Genomic DNA, 16,214 nt, shown 5'->3' on the forward strand with positions numbered 1-16,214 from the left:
ATTAGTATCTTACTCCATTTTGCTTTAAAAAATCTCTTAAATCTTTCAAATATACTAAATTCCATTTAATTTTTTTAATATCTAGCTTTTCAAGCCCAAAAAATTCCCTAAATTCGTTTGCAATGAAAAATGCGAAAAGAGGTGCTACAGCATTTCCTATCTGAGCATAAGAAGCAGAATTTGATCCTAAAAATATAAAGTCATCTGGAAAACTTTGAAGCCTAGCACACTCTCGCACACTTAAACGACGCTTTAAATTTGGGTGTGGGTGAATTACAGCTCCACCACTTCTACTGCCGCGTCCAGTAATTGTTGGACTTGGTTTATTCCAGTCTAAAATTCGGTTTCCTACATAGCCATTTATCTTTACGCCATGAGATGAGCCTGTATGATTTAGTATATTTTCATCAAAATTTTCTGGTAAATCACTAATTGCATCAAAAAGAGTAAATTTTTTCTCAAATGGTATTGGAAAATTTACTTCTTCTTTTATATCATTTCTAACGCCTAAAATTATCACTCTGCGGCGATTTTGTGCAACCAAAAAATCACTTGCATTTAAAATTTTAAATTTAACTCGATAACCACACTCTTTAAAAGATTTTAAAATTTCATTTTCAAAATTTTCAGCAAATTTTTCTCCTGCTTTTATGCCAACAACATTTTCAACCAAAAAACATTTTGGCTGTTTTGCCTTTAAAATTCTTGCATATTGCAAATAAAGTGAATTATATTCACTGTTTAAATTTCGATTTTTACCATTTGCGATTGTAAAACCTAAACAAGGAAAACCACCAATTAAAATATCACCATTTGGAATTTCGGTTGCATCAAGCTTACAAATATCAAGGCAATTTATTTTGTGTTTTAGGTTCTTTTCATAAGTTTTACAAGCATCTTTGTCAATATCATTTGCAAAAATTATATCAAAACCAGCCTTTAAAAAGCCCAAGTCAAGTCCGCCACAACCACTAAACAGCGAAATAACACTAGGCATTTTTAATCCTTTCATCAAATTTTTTAAATAAGTCTTTTAAGGTCTGTAAAGTTTCATTTTTAACATTTTCATCACCATTAAAATACCTTGCATAATTTTTATGAAGCGTTATATCAAATTCGTTTATTAACTCTAAAGTTGAATTTTGCAACCTGTCAAATTTTAAAATCACTACCTTTTTGCAAAATTTTAAAAGCATATCTCTATCAATTCGCAAACTATTTCCTTCGTAGCGATTTACGATTTTCGTTAAATCCGTATTTTGACAAAATGAACTAAAAATATTAAAAATTTCACTTCCACTAAAAAAATTTAAAGTAAGTTTATTGTTTTCTTTAATTGCTACTAGCAAATCGTCTCCGTAAATGAATTTTGCCATTTCCCTAAATCGTTCGTAAAAAATTTCACTTTTTTTAGCCGTTTTTAAAACTTCCAGAAGTTTGGTAAATTGGGGAATTGAACCAAGTCCTATACCAGAATTATTTTTACGCTCCGTTAAAAAACTTTCTAATCCCAACCCATCAAATAAAACTTTTTTTTCAAAACTTCCCATATTTATCTCTTTATTTTCAGCTATTAATGTTTTTAAACTCATTGCATAGTTATTTGGGAAAAGAATATCAGCTTTTTCTCTCTTATTTCCTGCAATTTTGTCTTTTACATTAGCAAAAAAACTCACTTACTTCATATTGTAAATTTTTTCTACTTTGCGTATCTGTAACAATTCCGCCAAATAAAACCGAAAATAAATCTTCAAATTCTCTTGCACTGCTTTTTCGTTTTGCAACTTCATCGCTGCAAATAAATTTATAAAGAAAATTTAAAATATAAAGCGAATTAAAGTCTTGCTTATTCTGAATATCTTTAAAAAATTCATAAATTTCATCACCATTTTTTACTTCTTTAATACTTAAAAATGGCTTTATAAAATCAATAATAACAAGTTCTCGTATCATTTGTACCCTTAATATCTAATTCCATTTTGTTTTAAAAAATCTCTTAAATCATCATATTCGGAGTTTGTAAAATACCGCCATTTTCCACTACCTAATTGATCTAGGCTAACTCTACCAAAGCTTACACGCTTTAGATCCATAACCTCTAAATCAAAATAGCCAAAAAACCGCCTAAGCTCTCTATTTTGCCCTTCATTTATTATCACTTTTAGCCTTGTGTAGCCACCACTTTGACTAATGATTTTATAGGCTAAAAATGGCTTAAATTCCATTGAAATTTGCTTTGTTTTGGCGTGAGCTCCTTTGGTAGCATCTTTGGCAAAAAACCCCTCACGCATAGCATTTATCACTTGTTCTGTAATCTCGCCTTTGATTTTTAGATAATACTCTCTTTCTATATCGCTATCCATAAGAGCCTGGGCAATAGCTGGAGCATCAGTAAGGAGTAATAACCCCTCACTAGCATAATCTAGCCTTCCAACGCTAATAAATTTAGAAAATCCACGAGGTAATGTATCATATATAGTTTTTCTACCACGGTCATCTTTTTTAGTTACTAGCTCGCCTTTTTGCTTGTTATAGACTATCATGCTAAATTCTTTTTTAAGCTTGATTAATCTTGAGCCTATTCGCACTTTATCGCTATCTTTTACCTCGGTTGAGAGATCGCTTACTACTCTACCATTTATGCTAACTTTACCAGCTTTTAGCAACTCATCTGCCTCTCTGCGTGAGTAGTTTGTATTGTGTGAGATAAATTTATTTATACGCATTTTATAGCCCTAAGCTCGTTAAATCATGAATATGCAATAAACCTATTGGTTTTTGATCTTTTTGTATTATAAGAATTTGAATCTTATACTCTTCTATTAATCTAAATGCATCATATGCTAACATATCTGGATTATCTAGAGTTTTTGGATTTTTGGTTGCAAACTCTATAGCCTTAGAGTTAATATCAAAGCTATCTTGTTCTAATGCTCTTCTTAAATCTCCATCGCTTAAAATTCCGCTAAGCTTGCCATCATTATCTACTAAAATCACACTACCTAATCTACCTTCGCTCATTGCTGTAATGGCTGATTTTAACGATATATCATCTTTGGCAATTGGTAAATTTGATTTTCTCATAGTATCTTTTACCTTTAGATATAGCCTTTTGCCAAGGCTTCCACCTGGATGAAATGCTGCAAAATCCTCGCTTTTAAAATCTCTAAGCTTCATAAGGCAAACAGCTAACGCATCACCAAGCGCTAAGGTTAGCGTAGTTGATACTGTAGGTGCTGCACCTATTGGACAAGCTTCACGCTCTATATCTATATTTAAATTTGCATCACTTAAATTGGCTAAACTTGAACCTGATTTAGAGATACCTATGATTTTTATATCTCTTCTTTTAATATGCGGAAGAATAGCTAATAGCTCAGCACTCTCGCCACTATAACTAATAGCCAAAACTGCATCATCACTCCCAATCATCCCTAAATCTCCATGCATAGCCTCTGTTGGATGGATAAAAAAGCTAGGCGTTCCAGTACTTGCTAAAGTAGCGGCAATCTTAGCTCCAATGTGGCCGCTTTTGCCAACGCCAGTTACTATTAGCTTGCCTTTGCAACTATAAATCAAATTTACAGCTTTTTGAAATTCGCTACCAACTAAACCAGCCTGACGCCTTAACTCATCAGCTTCTAAATTTAAAACTTCACTTGCAATTTTAGCTATATCCATTTTTAACTCCGTTACATCAGATAGACAACTGGTACAATTGTCGGATATTTTTTAAGCTTTCTAAATATATGCTTTCTAATAACTTGACGAATTTGATTTTCTAACGCTCTTTGGTCATTTAGCATATCATCTTTGACATTAGTTAAAAATTGTAGCAATATCTCTTCTAGTTCTTTACTTAGACTTCTTGTATGTCTTTCGCTTACTAATCCATAGCTAATTACTCTATTATGAATTAGAGTTTTAGCATTTTTATCAATTTGTGAAATGATAGTAACAACTCCAGCCTCAGCTAACTTTTGACGATCAATTACTACATCATCAGCGATCTGTTTGTTTATCTGATTATCTATAAATACCTTACCAGTTTTAACTGTTTTTACTCTTTTGATATGGCGTTGGCATACTTCAACTTGATCTCCATCGCTCATTAGATATATATTTCTCTCATCAATTCCACAGCTCATCGCAGTCTCTTTATGTTTTACGATGTGATTATACTCTCCATGAACTGGAAGGAAAAATTTAGGTTTAATAAGCCTTAGCATAAGCTTTTGCTCCTCTTGAGCTGCATGGCCGCTGACATGAATCTCGCTAAAGTCTTGATGAGCTACATTTGCTCCGCTTTTTAGCAAGAAATTTAAAATCGTAGATACGCTAGTTTCATTTCCAGGAATTGCTTTTGAACTAATAATAACCTGATCTGTAGGCTTGATTTTAATATATTTATGCTCATCAGTAGCCATTCTATATAGTGCGCTCATTGTCTCGCCTTGACTTCCAGTAGTTACTATTAAAACTTCATTATCTGGATATTTGCTTACCTCATTTGCATCTATAAATATTTTACGATCTAAATTTACATATCCAAGTTCAATAGCTGTCCATAGATTGCGCTCCATACTTCTACCTATTACGCAAACTTTTCTACCATGTTTTATACCACGCTCAATAGCTTGATATACTCTGTGGATATTTGAGCTAAATGTACTCATAATCACTCTACCCTTAGCCGAAGCAAAGATAGAATCAAAGGTCTTTCCTACACTGCTTTCACTCTTTGTAATGCCATCTTTATAGCTATTTGTTGAATCACTCAAAAGGCATAAAACACCCTTTTCACCATAATATGCAAGACGATTTAAATCCGTTGGATAGCCATCAATTGGAGTGTGATCGATTTTAAAATCTCCTGTATGGATAATTGTACCGGCTTTTGTCGTGATAGCTAATGCACTTGCATCGATAATAGAGTGCGTGATATGAATTAATTCAAACTCAAAATCTCCAAGCTCATAGACCTTTCTTTTTTCAATCGGGCGGAAGTAACTTCTAAATGATTTTAATCCATGCTCTTCAAATTTATTGCTAATCATACCTAAAGGAAGTGGAGTAGCATAAATTGGAAATTGAAATTCTTTGAAAAAATATGGCACCGCACCGATGTGATCTTCGTGAGCATGAGTTATGATGATACCTCTGATTTTGTTTTTTATCTTTCTTACATAGTCAAAATCAGGCACCAAAATATCTACGCCATGCATACCTTCAGTAGGAAAGCTCATACCAATATCAATGATAATAGCATCATTATTTGTCTCAAATATCGTCATATTTCCACCGATCTCACCAAGACCGCCAAGTGGAGTTATAGTAATTTTATGCTCAGCTGAATTTAGATATTTAAGCGGTTCAAGACGCAACTCATGGCTAGCTTTATTAGCCTCAATTGCTGCTTTCATATCCTTTTGCCAATCTTCGTTACCACCTATTTTAATTGTAGAATTGTTATTTTTGCGGCGTTTTTTAGCTTTTTTAACTAAATCTTTTGATTCTGCATTTTGTGTATTTTGAGCATTTTGTGGCTCTACTGTAGCTTTATTTGCCTCTTTTTTTAGATTATCTTTATGATTGCGATATCTTCTTTTTTTATTAGGTTTTTCACCTAGTGCTTGACTCTTCTCTTCGTTCATTTTTGGCCTCTTTAAATAATTTTAAATACAAGGCGACACAAAGCTCATGAGGACGAGTAGTAAGCGGTAAATCATACTTAAGCAAAAAGCTCTCTATAAGAGATTTTGAGCTATAACTGCTTAAATTTTTTAATAGAGTTTTGCGAGGAGATAAGAATGCTGATTTTAAAAATTTCTCAAATTCTACAAGCTCTTCGCCTATTAAATTTCTATCTTTAATAATTCTAATAACCGCAGAGACAACCTTAGGCTGTGGATTAAATGCAGTCGTAGGCACATCAAAAAGCAACTCAACATCGCCCCTAACTCCAGCTAAAATAGCCAAAGCACTAAACTCACTATCTCCAGCCTGCGCACTAAATTTTAAGGCTACCTCTTTTTGAATCATAACAACAAGCCCTTTGCACTTACTATCGCTCAATGCTTTTAAAATTATATTTGTCGCTACATAGTAAGGCAAATTTGCTACTAAAAAATACTCCTGTCTTGCTATCTCATCCCAGGATTCAAGAGCGTCGGCGTTAGTTATTTTTAGCTTTTGCTCCAAGATCTCACTAGCAAATTTATCTAGCAAAATCTCATAAAGCTCGCTGTCTATCTCAAAACACTCGATTTTTCCACTAAGTTGTATAAGCTTTTGTGTTAAATCACCTAAGCCAGGCCCAATCTCTACAATTCTATCTAAATTATTGGGAATCGCTTGGATGATTTGACGCTTTATGCTCTCATCAATTAAAAAATTCTGACCAAATTTCTTTTTTGCACGTATCATGAGTGGCTATTTTAGCTAAATTTGACTGAATTTATAGTAAAATAAAAATAAAAAGTCTAAAAATGGAAAATTTCGCTAAAAGAATCATACCTTGCTTGGATGTAAATAATGGAAGAGTAGTCAAAGGTGTTAATTTCGTAGGATTAAAAGATGCTGGCGATCCAATCGAAGTAGCCAAAAGATATAATGACGAAGGTGCAGATGAGTTATGCTTTTTAGATATTACAGCTAGTAGCGATGGAAGAGATACCATAGTCCATGTCGTAGAAGAGGTCGCAAAACAACTATTTATCCCACTTACTGTAGGTGGAGGGATTCGTAAAATAGATGATATATCAAGGCTATTAAATGTAGGCTGTGATAAAGTCAGCCTAAATTCATCAGCTGTAGATAATCCAAATTTAATTTATGAAGCTGCTAATAAATTTGGTTCTCAATGTATCGTAGTAGCCATAGATGTCAAAAAAAATGATAAAGGTAGTTATAATGTATTTGTTCATGGAGGACGAAAAGATACTGGACTAGATGCGATACAATGGGCTAAAAGAGTCTATGACTTAGGCGCTGGAGAGATACTTTTAACTTCTATGGATAGCGATGGAACTAAGGCCGGATATGACTTAAACATAACATCAGCCATATCAAACTCAGTCCAAATTCCAGTCATTGCTAGTGGAGGAGCAGGCACAATGCAGCACATCTTACAAGCTTTTCAAAATGGAGCCGATGCAGCGCTTGCAGCTAGCATATTTCACTATAAAGAGATTGAGATTTTAAAACTCAAAGAGTTCTTAAGAGATAATGGAATTGGGGTAAGAATTTGAATCTAAATAGATTAAATAGCGATATTTTAATTGTTTGTGCTGGAGCGATGGAGAGTTTTGAATTTGCCAAAGCTGTCGGTATTGGAATGGTTGAACCAGCAATAAATTTAACTAAAATTTTACTTAATTTAAAACAGCTACCAAAAAAGATTATATTTATTGGGAGTTGCGGAATTTATGGCAATGAAAATTTGCTTAAAATTTACCAAAGTTCTTTAGCATTTAACTATGAAATTAGTGGAATTATGGGGCTTAGCTACACTCCTATCAAGATAAATTTACCTAATGTTTCACAAAAAACAATTTTAATAAATTCATCAAACTTCATTACAAATTCAGCTGAAATTTCAAAAAAATTTAAAAATTTAGGTTTCACAGCTGAAAATATGGAAGCTTATAGTATAAAGTGTGTTGCGCTTAAATTTGGAATTGAATTTGAGTCAATTTTATGTGCAACTAACTATTGCGATGAAAATGCCCATGAAAATTTCATACAAAATTACCCACAAGCCAAAGAAAACATCACAAAATATCTAAAATCAAAAGGAATTATATGAAAAATTTGCTTGATTACACTCAGGCAGAGCTGTCTGAATTTATCCAGCCAAAATTTAGAACAAAGCAAATTTATGAGTGGATATATAAAAAAAATGCAAGATCATTTGATGAGATGAGTAGCTTGCCAAAAGATCTTAGAGAGAGTTTAAAGTATGAATTTTATATAGAACCACTAGAGATGATCAAAAATGAGATTAGTAGCGATGGAAGTATAAAATATCTTTTTAAACTTAAAGATGGCAAAACAATTGAAAGTGTGCTACTACCGATGAAAGAAGAGATTGTAGATGAAAATGGCAAAACGCAAAAACATGCTAGATATACAATCTGTGTAAGTTCTCAAGTAGGATGTAAAATGGGTTGTAGCTTTTGTTTAACAGCCAAAGGAGGCTTCATACGAAATTTAACTGCTGGTGAGATCGTAGGACAAATTCTATGGATTAAAAGAGAAAATAAAATACCATATGAAAGACGAGTAAATATCGTATATATGGGTATGGGAGAGCCATTAGATAATCTAAATAATGTGGCAAAAGCTGTAAATATATTAAAAGATAATGATGGTCTAGCAATTGGCGCACGCCGTCAAACTATCAGCACAAGCGGACTAGCAAGCCAGATTAAAAAGCTTGGTGAGTTTGATCTTGGCGTGCTATTAGCAATATCACTACATGCTGTTACAGATGAGTTGCGTGAAAAGCTAATGCCAGTTAATAAAGCCTACAATATCGCTAGCGTAATGGACGCAGTGCGTGGATTTCCTATAGATATGAGAAAGAGAGTTATGTTTGAATATCTTATAATGGATAAGGTAAATGATAGTCAAAATGATGCTAAAGCTTTAGTCAAACTACTTCATGGGATAAAAGCAAAGGTAAATTTAATTCTCTTTAATCCACATGAGGGTAGTCCATATCAAAGACCATCTCAAGAAAATGTAGAAAAATTTAGAGATTATTTGCAGTCTCGTGGTGTTACATGCACAATTAGACAGAGCAAAGGACTTGATATCAGCGCTGCTTGTGGTCAGCTAAAAGAGAGAAGTAAAGGAGAAAATAGTGCCACTGCTTGATATAATTCAACTTGTTTTTATTGTCATTGTCGTTGCTATTGGCTTAATCGGAATGATATATGTGATAAAATCTGAAAAATAAATTTGTATATCTAGAGAATATAATACAATTTTATCTTTTTAAAAATTTAACTATTTTCATAGTAATTTTAATCATATTTTAAGTTAGGGGGGGGGTAGAATACTCTTTTTAGACCAAAAAAAGGAGTAATTATGAAAAAATTTATCCTATTCATCACCCTAGTTGCAAGTGTTATCTTTGCTAATGCATATGATTTATCCTATGGTTCATCTAGTTATGAATACCAAGGATTATCTGATAGAGTTGATGAACTAGAAAGAGAAAATAGAAATCGCAAAAGAGATGCTCAAATGAGAAGTCTAGGTACCGATGATTTCTATAGACAAAATTTGCCATTTGACCCAGGTTTTTAATCCATTTGCGCAAATGGACTTAATCCAAATTCCATCTTGGAGCTGATATCAAATTTAGCTCCATTATAGTTAAATTTAAGCCGATTGGAGTGAAGCATAAGCCTATTTGCTCCAGTTTTGTCAATACGCTCATTTTCACTCATCTTGCCATCTAGAATTCGCTCTATATCATCACGCTCAAGCCCATAAATTGGATCACCTAAAATTTTATGTTTCACATAAAACATATGAAGTCTAATTTGATGCTGACGCCCTGTAAGCGGGATACACTCAACCAATGTTAAATTCCTTTTATAATCAAATTTAATCGGACGAAATAGAGTTACAGCGCGCTTGCCATTATCACAAATTTGCATTCTAATCTTAATATCATTATAATCTTTAGCAAGATCCATTGCCTTATCAATGATAAGCCAATTATTGCTATCAATAAAATCTAGTTTACTCATAAAATCAATATAATTTTCTAATTTAAATTTATCAAATTTATCTACTTCAACTTTACCATTTACTAAAGCTAAATAACTTTTAAAAACTTCTCTATTTTCAAACATTGATTTAAGCTTTTTCGTAGTTTCTATACTTTTGCCAACTACAATAACTCCACTTGTCTCTTTATCTAATCTATGTGCTACAGAAGCTTCTCTTCCCCATAAACTCCAAATTTCATCACATAGGCTATAGTTACAATTCCTACCATTTGGATGAGTTAAAACTCCACTTGGTTTATCAAAAACTCCAAATTCATCACACTCAAAAATCGGCTTTATTCCCACTGGCTTGCACTCATAATCTATAAAAAATAATTCACCATTTATAGTACTATTTTTATCTAATGTCACACCATTTTTATCAATTAATCTACCCTTATCGCAAAGCTTTTGAGCTTGGCTCATTGTATAGCCACGTGATAACAAAATTTGATAAGTTTTCTGCCCGATAAATTCACCAATTTTCATCTTAACATATGCCATTTATTAACCTAACTTTTAGAACATTTTTTATATAATATTAGATTTATTATATAAAAAATCAGCAAAAAAGGTTCTGAAATGGTAGAGAGATATGCTAGAAAAGTTATGAGTGATAAATGGAGCATACAAGCCAAATATGATGCATGGCTAAAAGTCGAAATAGCAGCAGTAAAAGCTTGGAATAAGCTAGGATTTATTCCAGATAGTGATTGTCAAAAGATCTGCGAAAATGCTAAATTTGACATTGCTCGCATAGATGAAATAGAAAAAACTACAAAACATGATGTTATAGCATTTTTAACAAGCGTTAGCGAGAGTCTTGGAGATGAGAGCAGATTTGTCCATTTTGGTATGACTAGTAGCGACTGCATAGATACAGCTGTGGCTTTGCAGATAAAAGATAGTATGGATCTAATCTTAGATGATGTTAAAACCCTAATGAATACAATCAAAATAAGAGCAAATGAGCATAAAAATACTCTAATGGTAGGCAGAAGTCATGGAATTCATGGTGAGCCTATAACATTTGGTCTAGTGCTTGCAATATGGCATGATGAGATTAAAAGAGCATACGAGCTACTAATGCATGCTCAAAAAGTAATAAGTACAGGTATGATTAGCGGAGCAATGGGAAATTTTGCACACGCTCCACTTGAACTTGAAGAACTAGTATGTCAAAATCTAGGTCTAAATCCAGCCCCAGCAAGCAATCAAGTAATACAAAGAGACCGCTACGCTCAAGTTATCTCAGCTCTTGCTATACTAGCTAGCAGTTGCGAAAAGATAGCTGTTGCTATCCGCCATTATCAAAGAACAGAAGTTTATGAAGCAGAAGAGTACTTCTCTCCAGGACAAAAAGGCAGCTCAGCAATGCCACATAAAAGAAATCCTGTACTAAGTGAAAATGTAACAGGATTATGTAGAATGATTAGATCATATGCTATTCCAGCAATGGAAAATGTAGCACTATGGCATGAAAGAGATATCAGTCACTCAAGCGTAGAGAGATTTATCCTACCAGATGCTTTTATCACAACTGATTTTATGCTAAATAGACTAAATGGGCTACTAGCAAATTTAGTCGTATATCCAGAAAATATGATGAAAAATTTAAATCTAACTGGTGGATTAGTATTTTCTCAAAGAGTCCTTTTAGAACTACCAAAACTTGGAGTAAGCAGAGAAGATGCATACAAAATTGTTCAAAGAAATGCTATGAAAGTATGGGCTGACTTACAAGAAGGCAAAAAAGCGATTAATGAAAATGAAGAGAGTCTATTCTTACAAAATTTACTAAATGATAGCGAGTTAAGAGAAAAACTAGATGAAAATGCGATAAAAGAGTGCTTTGATTACTCTTACTACACTAAAAATGTAGATGCGATATTTAAGCGTGTATTTGAAATTTAAGAGGTATAACAATAGATGAAAGTTATAAAAAGAAATGGTAGAACAGAAGAGTTAGATATCTCTAAAATTAAAAAATATACAAGTGAAGCAGTTGAAGGTCTAGATAATGTCAGTCTAAGCGAACTAGAAGTTGATGCAAAAATTCAATTTCGTGATAATATAACAACCGAAGAGATACAACAAACCCTTATCAAAACTGCAGTAGATAAGATTGATATAGATAGACCAAACTGGACATTTGTTGCAGCTAGACTATTTTTATATGATTTATATCATAAAGCTACTGGATTTAGTGGATATAATAGCCTTCAAGATTATCTAATTAAAGCTGAACAAGAAGGCAGAATTCTATTAGGCCTTAAAGAAAAATATGACCTAGAAGATCTAAATGCATATATAAAACCTGAGCGTGATATGCAATTTACATATTTGGGTATAAAAACTCTATATGATAGATATCTTATCAAAGATAAAAATGGCAAACCAATAGAGCTACCACAGCAGATGTTTATGGCTATTGCAATGTTTTTAGCACAAAATGAGCTAGACTCTCAAGGCTGGGCTAAAAAATTCTACGATATAATCAGCAAATTTGAAGTAATGCTTGCTACACCAACTCTATCAAATGCTAGAACTACTAGACATCAACTCTCAAGCTGCTATGTAGGTAGCACCCCTGATAATATAGAAGGAATTTTTGATAGTTATAAAGAGATGGCTTTGCTATCTAAATTTGGTGGCGGTATAGGCTGGGATTGGTCTAAAGTCCGTGCAATGGGTGGCAGCATTGATGGGCATAAAAACGCAGCTGGTGGAATAATTCCATTTTTAAAAGTTACAAATGATATTGCTGTTGCTGTAGATCAGCTTGGTACTAGAAAAGGTGCTATTGCTGTTTATATAGAACCTTGGCATATGGATGTGAGTGATTTTTTAGATCTTAGGAAAAATTCAGGTGAAGAACGCCGTAGAGCTCATGAGCTATTCCCAGCGTTATGGATTAATGATCTATTTATGCAAAGAGTAGAAAAAAATGAACGCTGGACTCTATTTGATCCAGCTGATACACCTGATTTATGCGATTTATATGGAGATGAATTTAATAAAAAATATATAGAGTATGAAAATCATCCAGATATAGCAAAAAGCGTAGTACAAGCAAAAGAGTTATGGAAAAAGATACTTACAAGCTATTTTGAGAGCGGTATGCCATTTTTATGCTTTAAAGATAGTGCAAATAGAACCAATCCAAACTCACATAAAGGTATAATTAGAAGTTCAAATTTATGTACTGAGATATTTCAAAATACAGAGCCAAACTACTACCAAACAAAGGTAGTCTATACAGATGGAAGTTATGATCTATTTGATGAAAATAGCGATATAACCGTAGATGGCGGCTACACTAAAAAAGCTAAAAAAATTACTGCCTTAGATAGATTAAATAATAAAGATATATTTATAGTAGAAAAAGGGTTAAAAGATGGCAAAACAGCCGTATGTAATCTAGCTAGTATAAATCTAAGCAAGATTAATACTCCTGAAGATATAGCTAGAGTTACGCCAATTGCCATTAGAATGCTTGATAATGTTATTGATCTAAATTTTTATCCTCACGCTAAGGTCAAACATACTAACATAGCTAGTCGCTCAATAGGTCTAGGTGTAATGGGTGAGGCTGAGATGCTAGCTACTAAACAGATACAATGGGGTAGCTACGAACATTTAGAAAAGATAGATGAAATTATGGAAAATATCAGCTATAATGCTATCTATGCCTCAAGTAATCTAGCTGTAGAAAAGGGTGTATATCCAGATTTTGAAGGCTCAAATTGGTCAAAAGGGATATTCCCAATCGATCTAGCAAACCAAAATGCAAAAGCCTTAGTAAATCGTGGTGGAAGTCTATTTGATGAAGGAAATTGCGACTGGAGCAAACTAAGAGAAAAAGTCAAAAAAGATGGTATAAGAAATGGCTATTTAATGGCAATTGCACCAACATCAAGCATTAGTATCTTAGTAGGTACAACTCAAACAATAGAACCAGTCTATAAGCGAAAATGGTTTGAACAAAATCTAAGCGGTATGACTCCATGTGTAGTTCCAAATTTAAGTCCAGATACTTGGCAATATTATACTCCAGCTTATGAGCTAGATCAAAGATTACTCATAAAAGCTGGTGCAATCCGCCAAAAGTGGATTGATCAAGGTCAAAGTCTAAATATCTTTATGAGCCTAGATAAAGCAAGTGGAAAATATCTAAGCGATATATATATGCTTGCATGGTCTTTAGGAATAAAATCTACATACTATCTAAGAAGCGAAAGCCCAGATTCAAGCCAACTAGACAATAAACCAATTGATCGCAGCATTGAATGTGAAGGGTGTCAATAAATTTAATTCGTAGCTAAAATAATCTTAGCTACGAATCTTCTAATTTAACTCAAATAAGGATTATCTTGTCAAATCAAAACAAACTAAAACGAGCAATGCACTCACGCCATTTAAATATGATTGCAATTGGCGGTGCTATTGGAACAGGACTTTTTGTTGCTAGTGGCAATACTATTGCTACAGCTGGACCTGGTGGAGCGCTTTTAGCTTATGCGTTAATAGGCTTTATGGTCTATTTATTAATGCAAAGCTTAGGTGAATTAGCTACATATATGCCTGTAGCTGGAAGCTTTCATGAGTATGGTAGTAGATTTATTAGCTCATCTTTTGGATTTGCTATTGGATGGAATTACTGGTTTAACTGGGCTATTACAGTTGCTGCCGAGCTTGTAGCTGCGGCTATTATTATGAAATTTTGGTTTCCTGATGTACCTGCTTGGATTTGGTCAGGATCGTTTTTAGCTGGAATTTTACTAATTAATTACTTTAGTGTTAGGACATTTGGCGAGAGTGAGTTTTGGTTTGCACTGATAAAAGTTTTAGCCGTAATAGCCTTTATTATGCTTGGTTTGGCTATGATTTTTGGTATTATGAATGGCCATGTTAGCGGATTTAATAACTGGTTTTTAGAAGATACTACTACTGGACAAAGCGCGCCTTTTGTCGGTGGAGCATTAGGTATTTTGGCTGTTTTTATGGTAGCTGGGTTTAGTTTTCAAGGTACTGAGCTAGTAGCAGTTGCTGCAGGAGAAGCTAAAGATCCAAACAAAAGTATTCCAAAAGCTATAAATGCAATATTTTGGAGAATTTTATTATTTTATATATTTGCTATTTTTATCATTGGTACGCTTTTACCTTTTACAGATCCAAATTTGCTCAAAAATAGCGAAACAGATATAGCTCAAAGTCCATTTACTATTTTATTTGATAGAGCTGGAATTGCCTTTGCAGCTAGCGTGATGAATGCTGTTATATTTACTGCAATATTTAGCGCTGGAAATAGTGGATTATACTCAAGTACTAGAATGCTCTATGCCTTAGCTAAAAGTTCAAAAGCTCCTAAAATATTTGCTAAGACTGATTCTAGAGGTGTTCCAGTTTATGCATTAATTGCTACTGCTACTATAGGTGCGGCTTGCTTTTTGACCTCACTTTTAGGCGATGGTGCGGCATATTTTTGGCTTATTAATGCTTCAGCTTTAGCTGGATTTATCACATGGGCAGGTATAGCCTGGTCACATTATAAATTCCGCAAAGCCTACATCGCTCAAGGTAAAGATGTAAATGATCTACCATTTAAAGCAAAATGGTACCCACTTGGGCCAATTTTAGCACTTATAATGTGTATAATTGTAATAATTGGGCAAAATTATGAAGCCTTAATACAAGGTAGAGATTTTGTCGCACTTCTTACTAGTTATATTGGATTATGGCTATTTTTACTTATTTGGGCTGGACATAAACTTATAACTAAAAGTAAAGCTATTGATCCACTCCAAGCCGATCTAAAACGCTACGACTATTAAGATTTTATATTAAAACTATGAGTTAAAGCTATTGCTATTGCATCTGTAATATCAAGTGGCTTTATCTCTTTAGTTATTCCTAACATCTTTTTTACCATAAATGCTACTTGCTCTTTAGCAGCTTTTCCTTTACCTGTAACAGCCTTTTTAATTTGTAGTGGAGTATATTGAGCAAATTCACCATGAATTTGCAAAATTTTAAGAGATAGAGCGCCACGGAATTGAGCTAGTTTTAAGACTGTTTTTGGATTATGCGCAAAAAATATATCCTCAATTGCTACTGCATCAATTTTATGAGCCTTAAATATGAGATCTAGGCCTTCACAAAGCTGAGTTATTTGAAATTGTAAATCATCTTGCTTTATTTTGATAAGTCCAGCTTCAACTAAAGTTTTTTTATTGCCAATTTTCTCAATTATCGCATAGCCGCAATTGCGAGTTCCAGGGTCTATTCCTAAGATTTTCACATATTTCCTTTAAAGTTATTCACACTATTCACATCTAAATTTGAATTCAAACCGCAATAATACCATAATAAGTCATTTTTAATTAAATTTTTAGTAAAATATTAGCCAATAAATTTAAAGGGAATATG

Annotated in this window: 16 protein-coding genes; 7 read left to right on the plus strand and 9 right to left on the minus strand. The window is 33.3% G+C overall.

Annotated elements, in window-relative coordinates:
* Position 1: 1 nt before the first annotated feature.
* From CVIC12175_RS08200 to rsmA, 7 genes are read right to left on the minus strand one after another with little or no spacing between them, the layout of a single operon-like run.
* Positions 2–997, minus strand: a complete 996-nt coding sequence (locus CVIC12175_RS08200) for a DNA cytosine methyltransferase (protein WP_086257290.1) — start codon at positions 995–997, stop codon at positions 2–4.
* Positions 990–1,676 (minus strand): hypothetical protein, encoded by a 687-nt coding sequence (locus tag CVIC12175_RS08205; RefSeq protein ID WP_236861077.1) that lies wholly within the window; start codon positions 1,674–1,676, stop codon positions 990–992. Before CVIC12175_RS08205 ends, CVIC12175_RS08200 begins: the two co-directional genes overlap by 8 nt.
* On the minus strand, positions 1,660–1,953 hold the full coding sequence (locus CVIC12175_RS08680; protein ID WP_236861078.1) for a hypothetical protein: 294 nt from the start codon (positions 1,951–1,953) through the stop codon (positions 1,660–1,662). Before CVIC12175_RS08680 ends, CVIC12175_RS08205 begins: the two co-directional genes overlap by 17 nt.
* Positions 1,954–1,961: 8 nt before the next feature.
* Entirely contained in the window at positions 1,962–2,726 is a 765-nt protein-coding gene (locus CVIC12175_RS08210; protein ID WP_086257288.1) for a pseudouridine synthase, read from the minus strand.
* A 1-nt stretch (position 2,727) separates the two neighbouring features.
* A complete protein-coding gene (locus tag CVIC12175_RS08215) occupies positions 2,728–3,681 on the minus strand; it encodes a KpsF/GutQ family sugar-phosphate isomerase (RefSeq protein WP_086247446.1) in 954 nt (317 codons plus the stop codon).
* A gap of 11 nt (positions 3,682–3,692) precedes the next feature.
* Positions 3,693–5,654 (minus strand): ribonuclease J, encoded by a 1,962-nt coding sequence (locus CVIC12175_RS08220; RefSeq protein ID WP_086303043.1) that lies wholly within the window; start codon positions 5,652–5,654, stop codon positions 3,693–3,695.
* Entirely contained in the window at positions 5,623–6,426 is an 804-nt protein-coding gene (gene rsmA / locus CVIC12175_RS08225; RefSeq protein WP_086303045.1) for a 16S rRNA (adenine(1518)-N(6)/adenine(1519)-N(6))-dimethyltransferase RsmA, read from the minus strand. The genes CVIC12175_RS08220 and rsmA overlap by 32 nt, the downstream gene beginning before the upstream one ends.
* A gap of 62 nt (positions 6,427–6,488) precedes the next feature.
* On the opposite strand from rsmA, the gene hisF reads away from it, so the two are divergent.
* The 4 genes from hisF to CVIC12175_RS08245 all read left to right on the plus strand — a co-directional run bounded on the left by hisF (position 6,489) and on the right by CVIC12175_RS08245 (position 9,315).
* On the plus strand, positions 6,489–7,250 hold the full coding sequence (gene hisF, locus CVIC12175_RS08230; RefSeq protein WP_086254679.1) for an imidazole glycerol phosphate synthase subunit HisF: 762 nt from the start codon (positions 6,489–6,491) through the stop codon (positions 7,248–7,250).
* Positions 7,251–7,297: 47 nt separating this feature from the next.
* Positions 7,298–7,807, plus strand: a complete 510-nt coding sequence (locus CVIC12175_RS08235; RefSeq protein WP_086257299.1) for a phosphorylase family protein — start codon at positions 7,298–7,300, stop codon at positions 7,805–7,807.
* Positions 7,804–8,880 carry a dual-specificity RNA methyltransferase RlmN gene (gene rlmN / locus CVIC12175_RS08240; RefSeq protein ID WP_086257284.1) on the plus strand — a complete coding sequence of 359 codons (1,077 nt, stop codon included), beginning with the start codon at positions 7,804–7,806 and terminating at the stop codon, positions 8,878–8,880. Before CVIC12175_RS08235 ends, rlmN begins: the two co-directional genes overlap by 4 nt.
* Before the next feature lie 213 nt (positions 8,881–9,093).
* Positions 9,094–9,315 (plus strand): hypothetical protein, encoded by a 222-nt coding sequence (locus CVIC12175_RS08245; RefSeq protein ID WP_086256000.1) that lies wholly within the window; start codon positions 9,094–9,096, stop codon positions 9,313–9,315.
* Here the strand turns inward: CVIC12175_RS08245 and CVIC12175_RS08250 are convergent.
* Positions 9,312–10,289, minus strand: a complete 978-nt coding sequence (locus CVIC12175_RS08250) for a pseudouridine synthase family protein (RefSeq protein ID WP_086257283.1) — start codon at positions 10,287–10,289, stop codon at positions 9,312–9,314. The two genes, CVIC12175_RS08245 and CVIC12175_RS08250, sit on opposite strands and share 4 nt — an antisense overlap.
* Before the next feature lie 78 nt (positions 10,290–10,367).
* Here CVIC12175_RS08250 and purB point away from each other — a divergent pair, with 78 nt between their 5' ends.
* The 3 genes from purB (at position 10,368) to CVIC12175_RS08265 (ending at position 15,619) form a co-directional block, all read left to right on the plus strand.
* On the plus strand, positions 10,368–11,699 hold the full coding sequence (gene purB / locus CVIC12175_RS08255; protein WP_086303047.1) for an adenylosuccinate lyase: 1,332 nt from the start codon (positions 10,368–10,370) through the stop codon (positions 11,697–11,699).
* Positions 11,700–11,714: 15 nt separating this feature from the next.
* On the plus strand, positions 11,715–14,093 hold the full coding sequence (locus CVIC12175_RS08260) for a ribonucleoside-diphosphate reductase subunit alpha (RefSeq protein WP_086255997.1): 2,379 nt from the start codon (positions 11,715–11,717) through the stop codon (positions 14,091–14,093).
* A 65-nt stretch (positions 14,094–14,158) separates the two neighbouring features.
* On the plus strand, positions 14,159–15,619 hold the full coding sequence (locus tag CVIC12175_RS08265; RefSeq protein ID WP_269466675.1) for an amino acid permease: 1,461 nt from the start codon (positions 14,159–14,161) through the stop codon (positions 15,617–15,619).
* Here the strand turns inward: CVIC12175_RS08265 and ruvC are convergent.
* Complete coding sequence (ruvC, locus tag CVIC12175_RS08270; protein WP_086247438.1) at positions 15,616–16,086, minus strand: crossover junction endodeoxyribonuclease RuvC; 471 nt, start codon at positions 16,084–16,086, stop codon at positions 15,616–15,618. The genes CVIC12175_RS08265 and ruvC overlap by 4 nt on opposite strands.
* Positions 16,087–16,214: the final 128 nt, after the last annotated feature.

It is taken from the genome of Campylobacter vicugnae (assembly GCF_002139875.1).
Lineage (GTDB): Bacteria > Campylobacterota > Campylobacteria > Campylobacterales > Campylobacteraceae > Campylobacter > Campylobacter vicugnae.

Excerpts from the sequence above, each read along its gene's own strand:
- CVIC12175_RS08200 (WP_086257290.1), bottom strand. The coding sequence starts at position 997 with ATGCCTAGTGTTATTTCGCTGTTTAGTGGTTGTGGCGGACTTGACTTG.
- CVIC12175_RS08680 (WP_236861078.1), bottom strand. The coding sequence starts at position 1,953 with ATGATACGAGAACTTGTTATTATTGATTTTATAAAGCCATTTTTAAGT.
- CVIC12175_RS08210 (WP_086257288.1), bottom strand. The coding sequence starts at position 2,726 with ATGCGTATAAATAAATTTATCTCACACAATACAAACTACTCACGCAGA.
- CVIC12175_RS08215 (WP_086247446.1), bottom strand. The coding sequence starts at position 3,681 with ATGGATATAGCTAAAATTGCAAGTGAAGTTTTAAATTTAGAAGCTGAT.
- CVIC12175_RS08220 (WP_086303043.1), bottom strand. The coding sequence starts at position 5,654 with ATGAACGAAGAGAAGAGTCAAGCACTAGGTGAAAAACCTAATAAAAAA.
- rsmA (WP_086303045.1), bottom strand. The coding sequence starts at position 6,426 with ATGATACGTGCAAAAAAGAAATTTGGTCAGAATTTTTTAATTGATGAG.
- hisF (WP_086254679.1), top strand. The coding sequence starts at position 6,489 with ATGGAAAATTTCGCTAAAAGAATCATACCTTGCTTGGATGTAAATAAT.
- CVIC12175_RS08235 (WP_086257299.1), top strand. The coding sequence starts at position 7,298 with ATGGAGAGTTTTGAATTTGCCAAAGCTGTCGGTATTGGAATGGTTGAA.
- rlmN (WP_086257284.1), top strand. The coding sequence starts at position 7,804 with ATGAAAAATTTGCTTGATTACACTCAGGCAGAGCTGTCTGAATTTATC.
- CVIC12175_RS08245 (WP_086256000.1), top strand. The coding sequence starts at position 9,094 with ATGAAAAAATTTATCCTATTCATCACCCTAGTTGCAAGTGTTATCTTT.
- CVIC12175_RS08250 (WP_086257283.1), bottom strand. The coding sequence starts at position 10,289 with ATGGCATATGTTAAGATGAAAATTGGTGAATTTATCGGGCAGAAAACT.
- purB (WP_086303047.1), top strand. The coding sequence starts at position 10,368 with ATGGTAGAGAGATATGCTAGAAAAGTTATGAGTGATAAATGGAGCATA.
- CVIC12175_RS08260 (WP_086255997.1), top strand. The coding sequence starts at position 11,715 with ATGAAAGTTATAAAAAGAAATGGTAGAACAGAAGAGTTAGATATCTCT.